This is a genomic window from Bifidobacterium asteroides (assembly GCF_003202755.1).
GTDB lineage: Bacteria > Actinomycetota > Actinomycetes > Actinomycetales > Bifidobacteriaceae > Bombiscardovia > Bombiscardovia asteroides_F.
Genome location: NZ_QGLK01000005.1, coordinates 177,287 through 198,111 on the forward strand (window position 1 = coordinate 177,287; position 20,825 = coordinate 198,111).

Genomic DNA, 20,825 nt, shown 5'->3' on the forward strand with positions numbered 1-20,825 from the left:
ACTGAAGCTTGGTTTTATCTAGGGAAAATCTAACGAAGGTATAAAGGCTCATCAGCCTAGGCCGATGAGCCCTAGCCTTATTCTACTAAACAGCCAGAAACCATTTCAATCCACGCCTTGCGGCGACTACGTCTGTATTCTGACCACAGCATTCAGCAATGCCGATCATGCATACAAGCCAACCACAATCCAAGCATGCGCCATAGTGACGTTTTAAGTTATAGCTAGATTGCTTTGCGCTACAGACACTTTATAAGTTACTCCTCTTCAGCTACTGAATTTGCTTGGCGCAGTCATTGACCTTATCCGCTATCTACAAAGTACGGCGGCGGTACTCCATAGGAGGCATACCTACTTTGGATTTAAAAGCGCTGCAAAAGACGGACAGCTTGGAATATCCGCAATTCAGAGCAATCTGTTCGACAGGCTTGGAGGAATTGCTGAGCATACTTCGAGCCGCATTGATTCGCGCGTCCATAACATAGGCATGAGGCGTATAACCGGCTGCCTTTTTGAATACCCTAATGAAGCTAGGCTCACCGAGACCAGTCATAATGGCAAGCTGCTGATTGGCAATATATGTCCATCACCATTTGAATGTCATGGCCGCTCCTGTCAATGTCACCCTGCCCCACCGGCGCATCAACGAACCAGGTCAGAATGTCCGTCACATATTTCGCAAGCATTGTTTCGGATAAATAGGTGCCGGACCGAAATATGTTGTAACTGGTCTTTAGCGGATGCAATGCCTTTTCATCCCGCTCCAGGGCGAAGATCGGCCCTCGCTTGGCAATTATCTGCTGATAATAAAACCGGGCGGCCTGACCATCGAAGTGCATCCAAAGTATCTCTGTCGGCCCCACAGTCTGATAGTGAAAGTATTTGGCAGCAATCCGAAAGTACAAACTGACCACCATGGGCAACGCCCCGCATAGCATTGCTACGCGGTGTGAGCTCGCCTGATTTCAAATACATGATTTGAAAACTGGGATAGGTGTCACGCTAGGTGCGATTACCATTGGGCATACAGTAAGACCTTCTTGGCATTGAGACTGCGAGCAAGGGTCATGAATGCTTGGCATTTACTTATTCATGAAGCCGAGGCCCTGCAGCAGAGTGCTCAGGAATCCGGGGATTACCCTATTCAGGATGGCAAAGCCGATGATAACGACCGCTATGAAGACGACGACCCCTATTAGCTCGTCACGCTGCCGCTGACGGCGTTCAGCCTCACGCGCCGCTGCCTTCCTCTTGCGGTAAACCACCGGACACGTCGTTCCTGGACGATGACGATGTACAGGACACTCTGGATCATACTGACACACACCATTAGCATAAGTCTCCTCGCCGGATCCATGCATTGATACTTGCCCGCAAGCTCTGTTTGCTTCTTCCTTGTTTGGTCTCACCACACAACTTCAAGATTGGACACAATTCAGTCAAAAATATGTTCAGCTGGGTTATATGCTGGCCAAATCGATCGCCTGAAACTGCTTTATCTCCTGCAAAGACAAGGGTGAAGATGTAAACCCGGCTGCACTTATCGCGGTATTCCCTATGCCTGCCCTCATCGATGAGCTCAGAGACACCAGCAGCGACCCCATATATGCGAGCACTGAACTCAAAGACAAAGATGTGAAAGACATACCTGCTGCACTCCCACGCGACGACAGAACGATTCGAAATCACTCTGGTTGTTGGTTTTGAATTATCGTGGCGAACCTACCAGCCATCCGTTCTGAAATCTTTGAGCTGAGAGTAAGCGAAGAGGATTGGACCAATGACAACGATGTTCCCGTTGATGGAATCACGCCCGCGGATGCAGGGAACGCATGAAGTCCAGTCCGGCGAGCCTGCTACAAATGTGATTATTCACACGTATGCGGGGAATGCGCGTAGTATGCACAAAAAAGTTTGCATCAGTAAGGATTATCTTCGAGGATGCAAGCGTTCTGTCGCAGACCATACAAGGCCTGCACCATGAGGGAAGGGAATCAGTCATGGCATGGAAGGGGAATGCGCAGGGCGCATCGGCGAAGGCCGACCATTGGCATTTCATCGTCGGCCTCGTGGCCGTCCTGGTGGTTGCCGCGGGCCTGTTGCTAGGGGTGTGGGCTTGGTCTTCGCACGTCAAGGCGGAATCCCTGGCCGACTGCCGGTCGCAAGCGGCTTCAGCGGCTCGGAATGTGAAGGCCTACAAGACGGACCGGGCTGCGGCGCAGCGGCGGGCCCCGGCCATACCCCAGGGCGACGTGTCCGACGTCAAGGTCGTGGCCGCCGTGGACAAGGCCGCCAAGCCCTCCGTCCCCGCAGTGCCTTCGTGCAGCGTGGACGACTCGTGGAGTTCGTTGAGAGCCTTGGCACAGCAGGCCGCCCAAGTTGCCGCCAAGGCTGATGCCGCCGACCGCGGCGTCAAAGCGGCCTCGGAGAAGGTGGCCCATGACGAGGCCAGGACGGTCAAGGCGCACCTGGACAAGGCAATCGCTGACGGGGACTCGCTGCTCTCGGGCAGCGACGGCCAGGTGGCGGACAACGCTGTGCGCGACGCCCTGAAGACGGTGCTCGACCAGGCCAAGGCCGTGCAGGCCGACGCCAAGGCAGACACCAACGCGCGGCGCAAGGCCATCCAGGACCTCGCCAGCCAGATGCAGGCAGTCAATGACTCGAAGACCGCCAAGGCCAAAGCCGATCAGGAGGCCGCCGATCAGCAGGCCCAGCAGGCGGCTGTTGCAGCTCCGGCGCCTTCCTCGGGCCACACACAAGGCGGCTCTGCCAGCACTTCGGCCCGTTCCAACGGCTCCAGATATGCACGAGGCGGATCCCGCAGCGGCCAGACCGCTCGTCGGGGAGGCGGATCAGGAGGCGGCTATACCGCTCCCGCGCCTTCGTCGGGAGGTAGCGGCTCCAGCTACACTCCCGCCCCTGATCACTACACCCAGGAGCAGATCGACGGAGCTCATCACTACATGTGCGTGACGCATCCTGCGATCACTTCCGGGTGCTGAGCCCGCCGGGCATACGAAAGGGCCGTCCCCCCGAAGCCGGAGGGGCGGTCCTTTGCGTCTTCGGCCCAAATCACACCCCTGCCATGCCGCACCTGAATTCCTTGCAGACGCACAACCGAACGCTGCGACGGGATTATCTCCGCGTAAGCAGGGAACACACCTCACGAAGAGGCTGCATGTAGTCTACCCGGGAGCCGCAGTCAGCGCTTAGAACGACGCATGCAATACATAGAGCTGACCGCATCTGAAGTCTTGAACCTTGAATTCGACTCCGATACGGTCGGAGCATCGCTCCACATGCCGAAGACTTCTATTTAGCTGCTTAACGTGATAACTAGGAATTAACGCCACATGCGTCACATGTCCTTGTCTAGTTTCAGACACGCCTGCACAAAAGTACAACCGCCGAGGCCACCGGTCCGTCATGGCTGAGAGCGATGTGCCAGCACAACTGTACTCGATCGATCTGACCACCGGTCAGAGGCAAGGAATCGTAAAGCCTGGCTTCCACCGAGGACTCCAGGTTGACGCCCGGCCGACCCCGGCCGTCGTCCAGGATCTCCACCCCGCTCCAGGGAAAATCATCCAATCCATAGGGCGATGCCTCAGGTCCCAGCGCCTGCGACCAGGCCTTGAGCACCGACTCCTTGCCAGCCCAGCGCACCGCCAAGTGCGCCGTTATATCGTCACGCTTGAGCATGGACCGCTGCTCGGCCTGCCGCCGCTCCCGTGGCGAGAACAAGCTTGTCATGCGCGTGCCCGGCATGGCCAGCTGCCGGCCGAACTCCTTCAGGTCGACCAGGTCATGTCCCAACCCCAGCACTTGTCCAAACCCGGCATCATTCATAGGCCCGAGTATGCCCCTCATCGGTCACTGCAGCAAATCATCCGATCAGAAACTCGAAAACTACACAACCTGGGGTCCTAATCAACAATCACTGCAATCTTGCACAAACAGCCCTAGAAAGGGATAAACCACAAGGAATAAGAGGTTAGCAAGAAGGGAAGGTATGGATAAGAATAGATGGAGTGAGAGTCTGCCATATCTCATAGAGCGAAGTCAGCAACCTGCTTGGAAGTCAGCGGGCTGGGCCAACCGCACACAAATCATTTAGGAACATTCAGCGCAGCAACTCAGAGGCTCTTCGCAGGACCTGAAGCCACAGGAATCCAATCCAAGCGGCGATGAGCATACATTGTCCTTAGCTTGCCACGTACCTGCCAACGGAGGTACAGAAACCAGCGGCAAAAGGATCATGAGCGGCTGGACATTGATCAGGAGTTCAAATCACTCGGCCATGCTCTCATGCCTATGCTTGAATCTCGGCCAGAGTGGTTCACACCTGGGTGTTTGTTCGGGAAGCACTGCGACCTTCTCCAGCTCGGAGTGGAGTTGCTTGAGTCCTTCGTTCTCGATGCGCAGCCGAGAGAACGTCATCATAGACAATGCAGGGCTACGCTTATCGTACCGAAAATAAAAGCAAGAGGGTGGTGCTTGAAGGGAGGTAATAATGTCAGCTTTATGGTGGCGCAGAGTGGCGTCATACCTGCTTCGCATAGTATTGCCAGCGGCCTTGCTATCGCAGTTAGTGGGGAGCATTGTATTTGGAAGATCTTCGCCAGGCGGATCTGCTCAATCCTGGATCGATTGCGCTTCTGTGGCTGTTGCCTGCGTGATTTCCGCATGGTCCGCGCGCAATGGGCAATCCTGGGCGCACCGTCTCCTCAAGCTTCAGGTATGCGATCAGGATTCCAACCTGTCCATATCCGGTCTGAGAATGGGCGTGCGGGAGATAGCGCATCTTGCTGATTTCGCATCGCTCTTCATTGGTTTTCTTTGGCCTTTATGGGATGGCAGAGGGCAGACCTTCGCCGATAAGATCATGGGAACAACAGTGACCAGAAAACAATAGGCATGCCTGCAATGCCGCGACGACGCCCTGTACCCATCGTGCAGGCATGCGAAAAAGATACGGCTTCCAGCAGCAATCAAACCATGGGCATTAGTGCGCATGGCGCAGCAAACTATAGCTGGGTTTCATCTGTATACTGCTGGCCGCTATGTATCTGCTCGACAATGGCGAACGCCGACCGTATAGCCACGTATACCACCAGCAGCGCTATAGCGATAATCCAGTTAGTCATGGGAATCGAACCCTTAGGGCCACCCATGAAATGCAGGGAGACAAACCCCAGAATTATCAACGCCAGGCATAGCAGAACAACAAAGACTGCCCGGCCAGTGGTCACTCCTTTGGGGAATAGACGAGTCACACACTCGACCAGGCAGATAATTGACAGCGCAAAACCGACGGATGCCACAATACTCACTATCATCACCTTGCCAATCCCTTGAACAATGCCCAACAACCATCAACACCGAGGGCTGCCAGCAGTGTCTTTCCTAAAGTGTTCTCGAAATTCTTTCAATCCTTAAGGAAGCGGCAACTTTCTTGCCAAGCTTCATACCTCGTAATGCACCAAGCATACTTGACTGGATATAACAACTCAATTAGCTTTCCATTCTTGGCGGTCCGTTTTATTAACTGTCCAACCTGGTCATAGGGCCCAAAAATGGTTCCAGTGGAAATACCAGTAGCCTCTCCCGTCCTGGACGATTACGATACCTGTGCGACATCTGGGAGGCCTTGTTGCTGCAGTCAGCCGAGCACCTCCGCGTGTACCCTAACGTGTACCCATTCAGCCCGTAAAGTACCGAATACTGGGGAAGATTTCGCTCAGTCAGACCCGATCCTGACCGCTCCAAGTTGTTGGAAAACCCGCCGAGAATGACGGAATATCAACGATTATCATGGAGCGGGCGACGGGAATCGAACCCGCGTAATCAGTTTGGAAGACTGAGGCTCTACCATTGAGCTACGCCCGCAAAGCCGTTGGCTCGGTACAGAGCATAGCACATGGGCCGGCCGGAACATGCAGTAAATTGCTCATCCGAGGTTTAATTCAGCGCGAAACCTATGTAGACATCTCTGGACCGAATCCCTGTGCGACATGGAGACCTGCGCCGATTACCCCTCCCCCACGGATAACCGTGAAGATTCATACAGAAATTCTGGCCCTTGCCGGCCGAACTAATATCAGGCAGTTCATCCACATTGAATAAAAACCCTCTCTCGCCAGTATCGCTTCATTGGGTATGCATGGATCAATCCCGTGGATCCGAGGAACATCTTGCGTGTACCCGCGACTACCTGAGCACTGCGGGATCATTCATGCTAACGCGGTAGCCACTCATTACTGAATACTATGTATGGAAAAGAACAAATATTCCGCAAGATCTTTCATTTTTACAGAGCGAGGCGAATCGGACTGATATCGAGCCGCCATTCGATCTTGAAGAAAGAAAATAATAGGGAATTGACATTGACAGCGGCAAGTTCGCCGCGCACATCAGCCTCGTCTTTCGACGATGGAAATTCCACTATGCCCGAGCATCGATTGCAATGGCTGAAATCATGCGGAAGATAACAGTATGAGCATTAATTCTTCTGATACCATCTAAAGCAACGTCAACAGATATTTATTATGCAGTTCTCAAAAACGAGAACAGCGGGAAACAAGTAGTTGGCCACAGTTGAGAAGGGAACTATAGCCAAACATAATTGCCGAGTAGTTAGCCTAGGTTCTTCTGCTTTGATTAACGAAGAGATGAGATTTGTTTGCAGATGAGGTCAGATGTCAGCTTGTTGCTGCGGAGCTAGCATCATAGCCTATGCGACAACTTGTTCTGCTTCAGTATCGACAGATTGACCCTACCTAATTTTGGCAGCTTTTCATCTTGCAGCTCCTTCTCAAGAAAGGAAATGAAATGATATTAGCCATTAAACATTTTCTGTCATTATGTTCAGATGATCTCAAAAACAATTGGGGCGAGCCAGATTACATGAAGCACCTCGTTGGGGCTACGATATTCGGATTGTGCGGTGTAGCTTTTGGTGTCGCGATGTTCGTTTTATTTCCTTAGACATGCACGATACCTTGCTGCAATATAGTTATATCTACGAGCGCAGCAAACACCGATGAGTGCGGTGTCTTTGCGGAAACGCCGAGTCAGTACGAGCTACCATTATTCACTAGCTACCGCTTCCCATCAGGGACACCTATCCGTGGGGCAACAATAATCAGTGAGGTTTAGACGACAACATCGTGCACACACGGGGCATGCCTGTCTTTGTTCTGAAAGATAAAGCGGTACTCCTTACAAATCCCTCCAGTCAGCATAGGAACCTTCCAGTCCCTAGGCCTTGCCTCAGACATAAGGGCTCATGTCTAGGAAATCAGCTTGAACAGTCCGTTGGAAACAGGCAATCGCCTCAATGCAGTAAATCGCCCGACCCGGCACCACCATCAACCAGTACCTGTGCCAGCTTTTAAGGGTCCCGCCCACAGCATAAGGGAGAAAATACCGGCGTGGCTATGGTGGTCGGGCTTCTTGCCATGAGTATTATGGCAACAAACCTCAGCCGCAGGATCCCATAGCAGCGGCCACTAACACTTCGCACGAGTAAGAGGCCGGACGACTCCCCCAAGACAAGTTCGGCCATTCGGGTGGCCCAGCAATAATCCCAAGTAAAACCTGGGCCACCCATCTACTTTTTTATACCTTTTCATGAATGGGGTCCAATCATGTTCAGGTTGTAAGGGCCGCCTGTCCCTCAAGCAGCTTTGAAGCAACCCAATGCACGCCCTTCTTAATCGTACTGAAACCAGATACAGATCGTATGCCTGTGTGGGACAAGACAAGTGAAGGCCATAACCAAGCCTGACGTACCTAGAATCATTTCAATCCACGCTCCCGTGAAGAGAGCAATCACCCGAGTACGAGCAGTTGATGAGATCTATCCATAACAAAAGAGGAGGTGAGCCGTCTGGCCCACCTCCTTGATCAGCGCAGTGATTGAACTCTCACCGATTTCCCATCCATCACTGCAAAGATGGGGAATCGACCAATTCAGGATGCTTTCAGCTCAGGTCGTAGTAGCCGTCGGCACCCAGTCGGGCCTGGGGATCTAGCAGCATGGCCTTCTCGATCTCATGGCCCACATACCCGTGGCCGTCCTCATGGAAGCGGCGGTTGTCGATGGGCTCGTAGAGCGGGGCCCGACCCATGCGGCCCTCCTCCAAACGGCGCTGACCAGCGGCCAGGCGGTCGTTGGCCCGGCGACGCCACTGGTCCAGGGCCTCCTGGCCGGAGGTCTTGAGCACAGCCGCCTCGAAGGCTCCGGGGCTGACGATGACCCCGATGCCGGAGACATGGCCGAAGCCCAGGGAGGTGACCAGCCCGGCCTTGATTCTGCCCACCTTCAGGGGCTGTTCCAGCCAGACCAGATGGTCGTCGCGTCTCAGGACCGGATCCACGCAGTCCAGGGAGGCATTGGCCGGGATCACCCCGGACCGGAAGAGCTGGGTGAGCCCGTTGATCTGGAAGATGCAGGCGCCACCCTTGGCATGGCCGGTCAGGCTCTTCTGGGAGATGACGTAGAGCGGGTTGCCGTCCGTCCGCCCGATGGCGTGGGCCAGGGTGTTGTGCAGCTCGGACTCGTTGGGGTCGTTGGCGTTGGTGGAGGTGTCATGCTTGGAGACCACGGCGATGTCGTCGGGGCTCACGCCCAGCTTGGCCAGCGAGCACACCAGGTCCGAGTCCTTGCCGCCCATGCCGGCGGCCAGAGCCCCCAGCCCGGGTGCGGGGATAGAGGTGTGGGCACCGTCCGCGAAGGAGTGGATGTACCCGACCACGCCAGCCACGGGCAGACCCATGCGCAGGGCGATGTCCCCGCGGGTCAGCAGGATGGTCCCGCCGCCCTGGGACTCCAGGAAGCCGCCGCGCCGACGGTCGTTGGCCCGGGAGAAGAACCGAGGCTGGATGCCCTTGGAGTACATCTCGGCGGAATCGGCAGTGGCGTTCATGTTGCCGAAGCCGATGACCGACTCCACGCCGATGTCGTCGATGGCGCCCGTGACCACGAAGTCAGCCTTGCCCAGAGCGATCTTGTCAGCGCCCTCCTCAAGGGAGACCGCGGCCGTGGCGCAGGCCGAGACCGGCTGGACCATGTTGCCATAGCCGCCGATGTAGGACTGCATGACGTGCGCGGCCACCACGTTGGGCAGAGCCTCCTGAAGGATGTCCGTGGGGATCTCCTTGCCCAGGAAGCGGTCAAGGTAGAGCTTGCGCATGGAGGCCATACCACCGAAGCCGGTCCCCTGGGTGGAGGCAACCTTGGAGGGATGCACGGCCTGCAGGATCTCCACAGGGGTGAATCCGGCCGACAGGTAGGCGTCCACGGTGGTCACGATGTTCCAGAGGGCGATCTGATCCACGTCCCCGACCATGGAGGCGGGAATACCCCACTTGACCGGGTCGAAGCCCTTGGGGAACTGGCCGCCCACGGTCCTGGACATGGTGGCCCGACGCGGCACGCGGATGCGGGAGCCAGGCAGGCGGGTGACGGTCCACTCGCCGGACTCCTCGTCGCGGGCGACGCTGGTGTGGTCCGGATCCTGGGCCACGTACTCCTGAGCCATGTCCCTGGTGGGCACCGAGAAGGCCACGTCGTGATCCAGGAAGACGTCCACCTCCTCCTCGTTGGTGCCCTGGCGGTAGTCGGAGCCCATGCCGTCGTCGAAGGGACGGATGCCGGAGCGGGCCACCACCTGGTCGTGGTAGCGCTCGGCGATGTCCTGCTCGGGGACCAGCTCGCCGTCGGTGTCGTACCAGCCAGGCTTGGGGCTGTCCTGCCACTCGACCAGACCCATGTTCCAGGCCAGTTCGAGCACGGCGGCGGCACTCAGGTCGACCTGTCCATCCGAGTGGATGCCCATCTCGGCCTCGAAGCGGGTGCGGCCGGAACCCCAGGGACCCATCTCGCCGATGGAGACGATGACGATCTGATCCTCGGGTCTGGCCGTCACGCCCTGCCAATCCTGCAGATCCACCGGGGCCTGGGCGGGCACCCGGGGTGTGGGCAGGGCCTTGATGACCCGGTCTGGATCCTTGTTGGTATCTGCGGGCGCATCTCCGGGCTTTCCAGCCGGAACCGCTGTCGACGGATCGTCGTTCTGGGCAGCCTCGGCCTTCAGGGCCTTGAGGTCCAGAGGGCTGGAACCCAATCCACCGGTCAGGTCGGCCTTAAGCGGGGCCTGGAGAGCCTGCTGACGAGCCTCTACAGTGCAGAGATCCAGCAGGGAATCAGCCATCTGCCCGGTGGAGTAGGTGTGGACGCCGTGGCGCTCCACCACCTGTACCAGCGGATCGTTGCCACCCATGAGTCCGGTGCCGCGGACCCAGCCGATCAGCGGGTGGGAGAAGGTGACCCGGCCGGACCAGTCCTGCTCGGGACGGGACCGGTTGACGATGGCGTCCAGGGCGGCCTTGACCTCCCCGTAGGCTCCGTCGCCGCCGAACATGCCACGGTTGGGCGAGCCGGGCAGGACCACATGCAGACGGTGGTCGACGTCGGTATCCGCCCCGATGCCGGCGAACCCTGCAATCTGGCGTTCCAGGCTCCAGAGCATGAGCCGGGCCTGGGACTCGAAGAGCCGGCCCGAGTCGGCCATGGTCCCGTGCATGGCGGGGGCTGCGAAGGGCAACAGCAGGGTGGGCTCGTAGGCGGGCTTGAGCACGGTGGTCGTAGCCCCCGTGGTCTTGCGCTGCTCGTTGCCGACCCAGTCGACCAGGGCATCCACATCCCGGTAGCTGGACAGGTTGGCGGACACGATCCAGAGACGGGCACCGCCCACGGCATGGCGACGGTAGAGGTCGCGAGCCCAGATGACGGTCTGCGACTTCAGGGAATGGCAGACGGCGATGACCGTCGCCCCACCCTCCAGGAGGCCGGCAGTCAAAGATCCAGCGATGGACTTGGGGGCCACGCCGGTGACCACGGCCACGTCCTTGGCGAATCGTGCGGCGGTCTGGTCCGAGTCGGCAGGGGTCATGGCCTGGTCGGCGATGCCGCTGAAGACCCGGGCCAGATCCTGCTCGCCGCGTTTGCCCGCCTGCTCGGCATACCAGACGGCCTGATCGTGCACCTCGCGTCCGGCTCCTACGAAGCTCAGGCGGCTGCGGTCATCATCATGCTCGTGGTAGATGTGAGCCAGATCCTCACGGGCGCTGGCCCAGCGGTCGTCGAAGAGGACGGCGCGCGAAGCCTCGAACCTTGGCGCCACCTGCTCGGGCCAGTCGCTGCCCAGCTCGGCATCGACGGCGGCCACAACGGCGGCATCCTCATTCTCACCAGGCTGGACGACCGGAGGCTTGAGCCCCAACTTGTCCAGGAGGAAGCGGGCGGTGGAGGCCAACACACCCTCGGAGCCGGTCACCTGGGCCGCAAAGGCATCCAAGGCGGCGGAGTCAACCACGGCACCGCCAGCAGCACCGCCTGCAGAAGGCATGGAGACCGTCACGCCGTGACGCTGGGCCACCTGCTGAACGGCCTGGTCGATCAGCGCATTGGCCGCAGGCACGGTGGAGACGGCCTCGGTGGGCAGGAGGGCCAGGTCGCCGCCGCGCGAGGAGGCACCCTCGCGGGTGTCCAGGACCAAGCTGGCCACGGTGGCCGAGACCCAGCCCGCACCCAGCTGCCAGACGTCGGAGACCCGTTGCTCAACCTGCTGCAGCTTGAGGCCGGATGGGCCGAAGAGGTCGCGGATACGCTCACGCACGATGTCGGAGAGCACCGGACCGAAGGGCCGATAGTTGGGGGCCACCTTGTTCACCAGGGCGCTCAGGTCGGTCATGCTGGCCTCGGCTGCTCCGTCCACGCTGGCCACGCCCAGCTCCGAGCTGATGTCCATCAGCAGCTGGTTGCGCCTGGAGGAGACGCCGTTGGTCAGGGTGTCGGTGGTGTCGGTCTGCCCGATCTGCTCGGGGCGGATCTTGGTGGAGTAGGCCAGCAGAACGGCGATGGCGTCCGAGGCCTTGAAGGGCAGGTCGGCCACATCGGCACCCGATGGGCCACCGGTGGTCGAGGCCGGAGCAGGAGCCGAATCCTCGGCTGCCGCAGGGGCTGAGGCAGGGGCCGGAGCCGGAGCCGATGCAGGCGCGGGCGCAGCAGCCTGAGTAGGTTCAGGGCTGGAATCCTGGACCGGGGCTGTGGGCTCCTCCTCCACCGGGGCCATGGGATCGGTGTCGGTCAGATAGACCCGGCTCTCGTCCCTGCCCAGGTTGTAGACGCTTACGTGACGCTCGCGGAAGTCGGGCAGCTTCAGGGTCTTGGTGCCCAGGTTGGCCAAGGTGGGCGAATGTCCCAGCCCTACCTCGATCAGCTGCTCCACGCCCAGGCCGCCCTGCTCGGGGGCATCGAACATGATCGCCTGGGTCTCGATCCAGCGCACCGGGGAGGCGAACTGCCAGGAGAGCAGCTCGGTCAGCAGCAGACGGCCCAGCTTCTGGTCGTCGGCCGCATACTGATCCCAGACCTTGGGATCGTCCAGAGCCTGCTTGATGCGTTCGGAGGGAACCACCTCCAGGATGGAGGCCGCGAACTCCTTGGTCATCTGGAAGGGCCGTGCAACCAGGTTGGGTATGTAGCGACCCTCCAGGCGGGAGTAGTCGATGTGCTCGGGCAGCAGGGCGTCCAGGGTGTCACGGAACTCGGGCACACCCTTGCGCAGCAGGGTGGAGTGGAAGGGCACGTCGATGCCGGGCACGTACATGAAGGCCGGCTTGCCGCCCGCCTCCTTGGCCCGACGGTTGGCATCGGCTCGCAGGTACTCCAGACCGGCGATGGTCCCGGCCACGGCGTACTGCTGGCCGGCCAGGTTGTAGTTGACGATCTCCAGGAATTCGCCGCACTCCTTGGACACGGACTCCACATACTGCTTGACACCGGAGTCGCCCACGCCGAACTGGTTGGGACGCAGGGCGCCCATCCGGTAGTTGCTGCGCCCCTGCTCGTCACGTTCGATCAGGGAGTGCATGGTGGATCCGCGGTGGAAGACCAACTCCAGGACCGTCTCCAGGGACATGACCCCGGCGAAGGAGCTCAGAGCATTGTACTCACCCAGGGAGTGACCGGCGAAGTAGGCGGGCCAGATGTCCATGCCGGACTCACGCAGGCGGGCGGTCTGGGCGAAGGCCACGGTGGCCAGGGCCACCTGGGTGAACTGGGTCAGGTTGAGCAGACCCTCCGGATGGTGGTAGGTGACCCCCTTGGCCGTCAGGGTGTGGGGGTTGTCACGCACCACGGCCAGGATGGAGAACCCCAGCTTGCTGCGGGTCAGGGCATCGGCCCGTTCCCAGGTCTCACGGGCGGCCGGGGACTTGGCCCGCTCGTCCAGGACCATGCCCTGCTGCTGGATTCCCTGGCCGGGGTAGACGTAGGCGGTCCTGGGGGCGCGGGCGATCGCCGTGCCGCGGGAGACCAGCTGGCCGTCGATCCTGCAGGTGACCTCCAGGACCAGGCCGCCATGGCGGACCTTGCCCACGCGCTCCAGGCTGATCTCCACCTTGTCGCCCAGCTGGACCATGCCGTACATGTTGTAGGTCCATCCGGCGATCTCGTAGTGGACGCCCTGCTCGTCGGTGGCCTGGGCCGCGTACTGGGCGGTGGCCGACAGCCACATGCCGTGCACCAGCGGCGCAGACAGGCCGGAGACGGCTGCTCCTCGCTTGGAGGTATGGATGGGATTGAAGTCCCCGGAGGTACGTGCGAAGGCGGTCATGTCCTTGGGGGCGGTGACGGTGACGCGACGCAGCAGCCTGCGCGGCGTGTCCACCGTGTCGGCGCGGATACCGCCGTACTCGGGAGCCTCCTGGGGCAGCTGGTCGCTGTAGGCGCGGCCACGGATGGCGAAACGCTCGACCTCGCGGGCCAGCACGGTCCCGTCCTGGGCGGCGTGGACCACATGGATGGTCACCACCCGGCCGGAGGAAGATTCCTGGTAGGGCTCGGCCCAGCTGGTCAGCTCGATCCGCTGGCCGGTGTATTCCAGCAGGCGCTTCTCTCTGACCTCCAGCTCGATCAGGTGGTCCAGATGGACCGCATTGAGCAGTCCCTCGATGATGGGGAAGCCATTCACATAGACGGATCCCAGGGCTGCGTAGATGGCCGGCCAGGCCGGACCCACCAGGGCGTCCGGGGCGAAGCCGGAGGGAATCAGCGCATCGGGTAGGGCGCCTCCGGTGGCCGCCTCATGGTCGAAGCCCAGGTTGGCTGCCAGGGTGTAACCGCTGTGGGCCAGGCCGAAGGGATGCTCAGGGTCGTCATCGTCCTTCTCGATGACAGGCATGGCCTCCAGCTTATCGCCGGTGACGGAGGTGTTGCCGATGCCGGCTGTATCGGCCAGCAGGGCGTAGACGTCCTTGGGCAGGCGGCTGCGGTCGACAACCGGGAAGAGGCCGACCTGGTCGCTCTTGAGGGTCAGCGGCACGACGATGTCGCGCACCGCATGCCGGTCCAGGCCGCCGTCGGGGTCGTCGTCCCAGTAGGTGTCCAGATGGATGTCCAGATCGTAGTGCTCGCCCTGGTCGTCCTGGCCGGTGGCGGTGATGGTGTAGTTGGGGTCGTCCATGGCCGTGCCGTAGGCCGGATTGGCCATCAGGTGGCCCACCCAGGAGATGTTGGGGCTGCGGCGGATGAACTCCTGCGCGTCAGCGGCGCCTGCCAGCTGGCTGTAGGCCTTGGCAGGACCGTTGTCCAGGTCGTGCACCCGGTCTATGGCCGCCTGCTCGAACCGTCCCAGAATGGAGGCCACCGGCTCGTCCACCGTGGTGATGCCCGCCACGGAGATGGGCCCGGGAATGGCCCTGACCGAGTCGGCGCCGTAACGGGGGTCCTCGGACTGCCAGAGCTGATCCTGGCCCCACCAGCGCAGCAGATCATTGTCGATGACCGGCACGAAGGGCATGGGCTTGGGGTACTCGCGCACCAGGACGGGGAACCAGGCCACGTCGGTGGGCACCACCTTGAGCTCGGCTGCCTGGGGATAGGCCTCGTGCAGTCGGCGAAGTGCCTGCTCGGGCTCGACCACATCCTGCCTGGAGGCGAAGATGGAGTCGAACTCGCCGCTCTGACGCTCGCAGACACGGGCCTCAATGCGCCGCAGCAGGTGCAGGAAGCGGTCGATGTAGGTGTCATCGGCCCAGGGGTAGGCCAGGTCGGCGAAACGTTGGGCCCAGTCCTGGTAGGTCATGGTCTCCAGATCGCCGAAGTAGGGCTTGGCGGTCTTGTTCAGGGCCTCGATGATCTCTGCGCGACGGGTCTCCAGCTCCTCGGGGTGCTTCATGACCCGGACCAGCAGGCGGCCGCACTCGGCGGAGGAGTTCTCCATCTCGTAGATGTCGGCGTGCAGATGGCTCAGGCCGGAGCCCACACCTCCCACGGACTTGCCGCTGGGCACCCACTTCTCGCCCATGGGGGCGAAGGGGTCCGGATCGGGGGTGGAGCTGTCGATGCCGGGGGTGGCCACCAGAGCCCGCTTGATCTCAGGATTGGTGTGAGCCTCCTTGGCGGTCATGGCCGCTGTGCCGATCATGACGCCGTCCACGGGCATGTCCGGCAGGTGGTAGGCACGGGACCACTGACCGCTGATGTAGTCGGCCGCCCGCTCAGGGGTGCCGATGCCGCCGCCGGCCACCAGAACGATGTTGGGGCAGGCACGAACTTCGGCGTAGGTGGTCGAGAGCAGGTCGTCCAGGGACTCCCAGGAGTGGTGGCCGCCGGCGGCCCCGCCCTCGACCTCCATCAGAATATGGGTGGGGGCGACCTTGCGGGCGATGGCCACGACCTGGCGGATCTGGTCCACCGTGCCGGGCTTGAAGGCCACGTAGGGGAAGCCCTCCTCGTTGAGCTGACGGATCAGGGACACGGCCTCGTCCAGCTCGGGGATGCCGGCAGAGATGACCACCCCGTCGATGGGGGTGCCGGAGGCGCGCTTCTTGGGCACGATGTGCTGGCTGCCGAACTGGAGGTTCCACAGGTAGCGGTCCATGAACATGGCGTTGAACTCGACCGTGCGGCCCTCCTGCAGCTGGTCCTCCAACTGGGACACATGGCGGTCGAAGACCTCGGCGGTCACCTGGCCGCCGCCGGCCAGCTCGGCCCAGTAGCCGGCGTTGGCGGCCGCAGCCACGATCTCGGGCTCCACGGTGGTCGGGGTCATGCCGGCCAGCATGACCGGGGGCTTGCCGGTCAACCGGCTGAAGGCCGTCTCCACCCGGGGACCGGCCGGTGTCTCAAGCAGACGGGGAGCCAGCTTGGACCAGTCCTGGGTACGGACCGGATCCTCCTCCATGGTGGACAGCTGCGCGCGCCGGGCCTGGTTGGAGGCCTCGACCACGCCCACGCCGGTGCCCTGGACCAGGTTGTCCACCAGCTTGCCCAGGGTCTCGCCCGGGCCCAGATCCACCAGCCAGAGGGAGGCGGCATCCTGCTGGTCCATGACCTCGGCGATCCGGCCGGCCCAGTCGGCATGGTTGAGCAGGACCTCCTGAGCCAGAACCCTGGCACGCCCGGTGTCCAGACCGCAGCGGGAGGCCCAGTCCACGCTCAGATCCACGGCCTCCTTCATGAGCGGCGAGTGGAAGGGCAGGGTCACATCCAGGTACTCCAGAACCGGCGAGAAGGCGGTTCCGCCACGGACCTTGTCCTCGCGCAGTTGGCGCTGATGCTCGCTCTCCTTGCCCGCCTCGATGGCGAAGGCTGCCAGATCCTCCGGATAGCCGGACAGGACCAGATTGCGATCCGAATTGGTCACGGCCACGCTGATGGGGCCGCGAGCGCCAGGCACCCGGTCGATCAGGACCTCCACCTGATGGCGGGTGGCGCCGCGCACCGAAAGCATAGGGGTGGCCTCACCCTGGCGGTGGATGCCCAGACGACGGGCCTGACGGGTGCCAGCCGTTCCGATCAGCATGGCGGTGGCCAGAATCTGGTCAATGGCACCCTGAGCAGCCTTGAGGGATCCGGCAGCCTGAATCTCCTGAACCATGTGAACGCCGATGATGCCCTGGGAGTGCCCCAGCAGGGCCACTGGACGGGCCTGGGCCGCGTCGTAGCCCAGCTGGTCCATATCCATGAGTGCGCCCAGCTGCACCAGGGCGATGCCGGGCACGCTGACCGCAGCGTCGGCGGCCGGCCCCAACCTGACCGGGTCGGGCCTGTAGCCGAACATATCCAGCTGACGACCGTTGGTGGCCAGCAGGTCGGGCTTGACTGCCCTGAGCAGGTCGGTGGCCGCCGCCATGCGCTCCTTCAGGGCCTTGTCGATGTCAGGATCGCCCTGCAGATCGGCCAGGGCCACGGTCCAGGGGTTGGATTGGCCGGCGAACATAAGCGCGTGCGGCTGCTCAGCGAGACGGTTGATGAAGAATGTACTGGTCATGATGTCCTATTCATAGAGAGTTAGGGATTACTGATAATGACGAGGAAAAGTTCACAGAGGCTGGTTGCCGTGGTGCTTGTCGTTGACCCTGACGCGTTGCTTGTCTGCCAGGAGGTCCATGGCCTGGACCAGGACCGGTCTGGTCTGCTCCGGGTCGATCATGGCGTCCAGCTCGCCCATCTCCAGGGAGAGATTGGCGTTGACGGTGCTGGTCTCGTACTCCTGAGCCAGCCGGTCGCGCAGCTCATCCACGTCCCGGCCGGCCTCCTTGGCCTCCTGCAGGTCGCGCCTGTGGATGATGTTGACCGCGCCCTGGGCCCCCAGCACGGCTATCTGCGAGGAGGGCCAGGCATAGTTGAGGTCCGCGCCGATGGCCTTGGAGCCCATGACGATGTAGGAGCCGCCGAAGGCCTTGCGCAGCACAATGGTGACCATGGGCACCTGGGCGTTGGCATAGGCGTATATGACCTTAGCCCCCCGGCGGATGATGCCGGCGTGCTCCTGGTCCGAGCCAGGCTTATAGCCAGGGGTGTCCACCAGGGTGATGACCGGCAGGTTGAAGGCATCGCAAAGACGGACGAAGCGGGCCAGTTTCTCGGAGGATTCCACATCCAGGCTGCCCGCGTCCACCATGGGCTGGTTGGCCACGATCCCCACCGGCCGGCCCTCCAGGCAGGCGAAGCCCACCACGATGGACCGTGCGTAGAGTTCCTGGACCTGAACCAGCTCGCCGTAGTCGACGATGGCGTGGATGACGTCCAGCACATCGTATGGCTGCCGGTCGTTCTCGGGGATGACCGTGGCCAGTCGCTTGGCGGCCTGGCGCTCGGCATGGCCGGAGATGAAGGCGTACCGGGGAGGCTCCTGGCCGCTGTTGGCAGGCAGGTAGGCCAGCACGGTCCGGGCGTAGTCGATGGCGTCGGCCTCGTCCTCACCCAGGTAGTGGGCCACACCGGAACGGGTGTTGTGCACGTAGCCGCCGCCCAGCTGGTCCATGCTGATGGTCTCGCCGGTGGCTGCCTTGACCACGTCGGGACCGGTGACGAACATGTCCGAGTTCTCCTTGGTCATGATGATCAGGTCGGTCAGGGCCGGGCAGTAGACGGCACCGCCTGCGCAGGGTCCCAGGATCAGGGAGATCTGCGGGACGAAGCCACTGGCCTGGCAGGTCTTACGGAAGATGCGGCCATACTGGGTCAGGGCGGCCACACCCTCCTGGATGCGGGCGCCTCCCGAGTCGATCATGGCCACGATGGGAACCTTGATCCGCAGGGCCATGTCCATGAGCCGGCAGATCTTCTCGCCCTCGGCCCGGCCCAGGGTACCGCCCCTAACGGAGAAGTCCTGGGCGTAGACGCCGACCTTGCGCCCGTAGACCAGGCCGAAGCCGGTGATGACCGCAGAGCCCGCCCGGTCCCCGGCGATGTCGCCGCCGGCGAAGCGTCCCACCTCCTCGAAGGTGTCCTTGTCGAAGAGCAGATCCAGACGCTCCCGGGCGGTCTGCTTGCCCTTGGCATGCTGACGGTCGCGGGCGTGCTCCTCGGCCTGTTTGGCCAGGGCAGCAGCCCGGTGGATGCCCTGGCGCACCGGCTGGGAGCCCAAGGTGGATTCGCTGACGCTCATGCCTGCTCCTCCCCGCCCAGATCCAGGGTGACCAGGGTCTGGCCCGGATCCACCCCTTGTGCCACGGACACATCGATGGTCTTCACACGCCCCTTGGCCGGGGCATAGACGTAGTTCTCCATCTTCATGGACTCCAGAACCACCAGCAGGTCGCCCTTGTCCACCTCCTGGTCGGGGGCCACGTTGATGCGGGTGACCACCGCTTGCATGGTGGCCACGATGACGCCGGACCGGGCCGCATCCTGCCGGGGGGTGCCAGGCTCCTGATCCCGCAACCCGCGTCCACGCAAGGGCTGCCGGGGCCGGGAAATGCCGCCATGGCCGCCGACGCCGCCCATGCCGCCCAGCAGTGACTGGGGCAGAGCCAACCTGACCCGCTTGTCGTCGATCTCCACGTTGTAGGTCTCCATGGGATCGCTGTCCCGGTCCTGTTCCTGGGCGGAGGCACCGGAGACCGAGGCGGGCTGGCCGCTGCCGTTGGAGGCAGGCTCCACGTTCAGATAGACCCGTTCCAGCCATTTGGTAGACACGTCGAAGGAGTGCCCGTCCTCGGCGGTGAACTCGGGGTTGGTGAAGATCTTCTGGAAGAGCCCAGCCGGGGTGGGGACCCCACTGATGCTCATCTCGCGCAGGGCCCGGCGAACCCTGGCCACGGCGGCCGGGCGGTCCTGGGCGGTCACGATCAGCTTGCCCATCATGGAGTCGTCCCTGGGCGAGACCGTGTCGCCCACCTCGACGCCCGAGTCCACGCGGATGCCGGGGCCGGAAGGCCACTGAATCGACTCGATGGTCCCTGAGCTGGGGGTCAGGTTGGTGGCCGGGTCCTCGCTGGTGATGCGCAACTCGAAGCTGTGACCGCGGGGCGGAGGCGCCACATTCAGGGAGCCGCCGTCGGCGATCCGCAGCTGCTCGCGGACCAGGTCCAGTCCACAGACCTGCTCGCTGACCGTATGCTCCACCTGCAGCCGCGGGTTGACCTCCATGAAGTAGACATCGTCCCTGGGGGTGACCAGAAACTCGCAGGTGCCCAGGCCCACGTAGCCCACCGTGTCGAACAGGCGGCGGGAGAACCCCTCCAGCTGGGCGATCACGTCGTCGGACAGGAAGGGAGCCGGGGCCTCCTCCACCAGCTTCTGGTTGCGGCGCTGAACCGAGCAGTCCCTGGTGGAATAGACGGTGAACTGGCCGTGGCTGTCCCTGCCGGACTGGGTCTCCACGTGTCGGGCGCGGTCCACGAACTTCTCGATGAAGTAGTCGCCCAGGTCGCCGCCCTGAAGAGCGTCATGGTTCATATAGAAGGTGCGCAGCTCGTCGCTGTCATTGATCAGGGTTATCCCCCGGCCGCCGCCGCCGTCAGCCTTCTTCATCATGACCGGATAGCCGTGCTCGTCGGCGAAGTCCAGCAGGGGGCGCATGTCGGTGACGGGCTCGCTCAGGCCCGGCACCACAGGCACCCTGGCCCGCTCGGCCACCTTGCAGGCGGTGATCTTGTCGCCCAGCTCGTCCAGGACCTCCGGGGCCGGACCTACCCAGGTGATGCCCGCATCAAGCACCTTGCGGGCGAAGGAGGAGAACTCGGAAAGGAAGCCGTATCCCGGGTGAAGGGCATCAGCGCCGGCCCGGCGGGCGATGGAGACGATCAGATCCTCGTTCATGTAGGTCTCCATGTTGGTATCCCCGGGCAAGAGGTAGGCCTCGTCCGCCATCTGGGCATATGGGGCATCCCGATCCTGGTCGGCATAGACCGCCACGGTGGCGATCCCCATCTCCTGGGCTGTGCGCACAACCCGCAGGGCTATCTCGCCGCGGTTGGCGATCAGCAGTTTTTTCATTCCCCTCTCCTCACTGGTTGCT

At 61.8% G+C, this 20,825-nt stretch carries 9 protein-coding genes, 1 tRNA gene and 2 pseudogenes; 2 read left to right on the top strand and 10 right to left on the bottom strand.

Annotation, left to right across the window (positions count from 1 at the left end; translation table 11 throughout):
- Positions 1–313: 313 nt before the first annotated feature.
- The 3 genes from DKK74_RS08945 to DKK74_RS07145 form a co-directional block, all read right to left on the bottom strand.
- A complete protein-coding gene (locus DKK74_RS08945) occupies positions 314–553 on the bottom strand; it encodes a helix-turn-helix domain-containing protein (RefSeq protein WP_110413429.1) in 240 nt (79 codons plus the stop codon).
- Positions 537–917: a hypothetical protein gene (locus DKK74_RS07140; protein ID WP_146210556.1), complete on the bottom strand. Its 381-nt coding sequence runs from the start codon at positions 915–917 to the stop codon at positions 537–539. The genes DKK74_RS08945 and DKK74_RS07140 overlap by 17 nt, the downstream gene beginning before the upstream one ends.
- Before the next feature lie 165 nt (positions 918–1,082).
- A complete protein-coding gene (locus DKK74_RS07145; protein ID WP_110413431.1) occupies positions 1,083–1,265 on the bottom strand; it encodes a hypothetical protein in 183 nt (60 codons plus the stop codon).
- A gap of 735 nt (positions 1,266–2,000) precedes the next feature.
- Between DKK74_RS07145 and DKK74_RS07150 the strand changes: the two genes are divergently transcribed.
- On the top strand, positions 2,001–3,005 hold the full coding sequence (locus tag DKK74_RS07150; RefSeq protein ID WP_110413432.1) for a hypothetical protein: 1,005 nt from the start codon (positions 2,001–2,003) through the stop codon (positions 3,003–3,005).
- 376 nt (positions 3,006–3,381) lie between these two features.
- Here the strand turns inward: DKK74_RS07150 and DKK74_RS07155 are convergent, their stop codons facing one another.
- Positions 3,382–3,873 carry a holo-ACP synthase gene (locus DKK74_RS07155; protein WP_258334489.1) on the bottom strand — a complete coding sequence of 164 codons (492 nt, stop codon included), beginning with the start codon at positions 3,871–3,873 and terminating at the stop codon, positions 3,382–3,384.
- A 643-nt stretch (positions 3,874–4,516) separates the two neighbouring features.
- On the opposite strand from DKK74_RS07155, the gene DKK74_RS07160 reads away from it, so the two are divergent.
- Complete coding sequence (locus tag DKK74_RS07160; RefSeq protein WP_110413433.1) at positions 4,517–4,918, top strand: RDD family protein; 402 nt, start codon at positions 4,517–4,519, stop codon at positions 4,916–4,918.
- Positions 4,919–5,030: 112 nt separating this feature from the next.
- Here DKK74_RS07160 and DKK74_RS07165 read toward each other — a convergent pair whose 3' ends face one another.
- The 6 genes and pseudogenes from DKK74_RS07165 to DKK74_RS07185 form a co-directional block, all read right to left on the bottom strand.
- A complete protein-coding gene (locus DKK74_RS07165; protein ID WP_146210557.1) occupies positions 5,031–5,336 on the bottom strand; it encodes a hypothetical protein in 306 nt (101 codons plus the stop codon).
- A 482-nt stretch (positions 5,337–5,818) separates the two neighbouring features.
- Positions 5,819–5,892, bottom strand: a tRNA-Gly gene (locus DKK74_RS07170).
- Between the two features lie 2,096 nt (positions 5,893–7,988).
- Positions 7,989–10,004: pseudogene (locus DKK74_RS08950) on the bottom strand (beta-ketoacyl synthase N-terminal-like domain-containing protein); the annotation flags it as partial.
- A gap of 80 nt (positions 10,005–10,084) precedes the next feature.
- A pseudogene (locus DKK74_RS07175) lies at positions 10,085–17,348 on the bottom strand (fatty acid synthase subunit beta domain-containing protein); the annotation flags it as partial.
- A 51-nt stretch (positions 17,349–17,399) separates the two neighbouring features.
- The gene (locus DKK74_RS07180; RefSeq protein ID WP_110413436.1) at positions 17,400–18,971 is read right to left on the bottom strand and encodes an acyl-CoA carboxylase subunit beta; all 1,572 of its coding nucleotides are present in this window, start codon (positions 18,969–18,971) and stop codon (positions 17,400–17,402) included.
- The gene (locus DKK74_RS07185) at positions 18,968–20,803 is read right to left on the bottom strand and encodes an acetyl/propionyl/methylcrotonyl-CoA carboxylase subunit alpha (protein WP_110413437.1); all 1,836 of its coding nucleotides are present in this window, start codon (positions 20,801–20,803) and stop codon (positions 18,968–18,970) included. The genes DKK74_RS07180 and DKK74_RS07185 overlap by 4 nt, the downstream gene beginning before the upstream one ends.
- Between the last annotated feature and the right edge of the window lie 22 nt (positions 20,804–20,825).

Coding starts and splice junctions, on each gene's coding strand:
- DKK74_RS08945 (WP_110413429.1), bottom strand. CDS start 553: ATGACTGGTCTCGGTGAGCCTAGCTTCATTAGGGTATTCAAAAAGGCA.
- DKK74_RS07140 (WP_146210556.1), bottom strand. CDS start 917: ATGGTGGTCAGTTTGTACTTTCGGATTGCTGCCAAATACTTTCACTAT.
- DKK74_RS07150 (WP_110413432.1), top strand. CDS start 2,001: ATGGCATGGAAGGGGAATGCGCAGGGCGCATCGGCGAAGGCCGACCAT.
- DKK74_RS07155 (WP_258334489.1), bottom strand. CDS start 3,873: ATGAGGGGCATACTCGGGCCTATGAATGATGCCGGGTTTGGACAAGTG.
- DKK74_RS07160 (WP_110413433.1), top strand. CDS start 4,517: ATGTCAGCTTTATGGTGGCGCAGAGTGGCGTCATACCTGCTTCGCATA.
- DKK74_RS07180 (WP_110413436.1), bottom strand. CDS start 18,971: ATGAGCGTCAGCGAATCCACCTTGGGCTCCCAGCCGGTGCGCCAGGGC.
- DKK74_RS07185 (WP_110413437.1), bottom strand. CDS start 20,803: ATGAAAAAACTGCTGATCGCCAACCGCGGCGAGATAGCCCTGCGGGTT.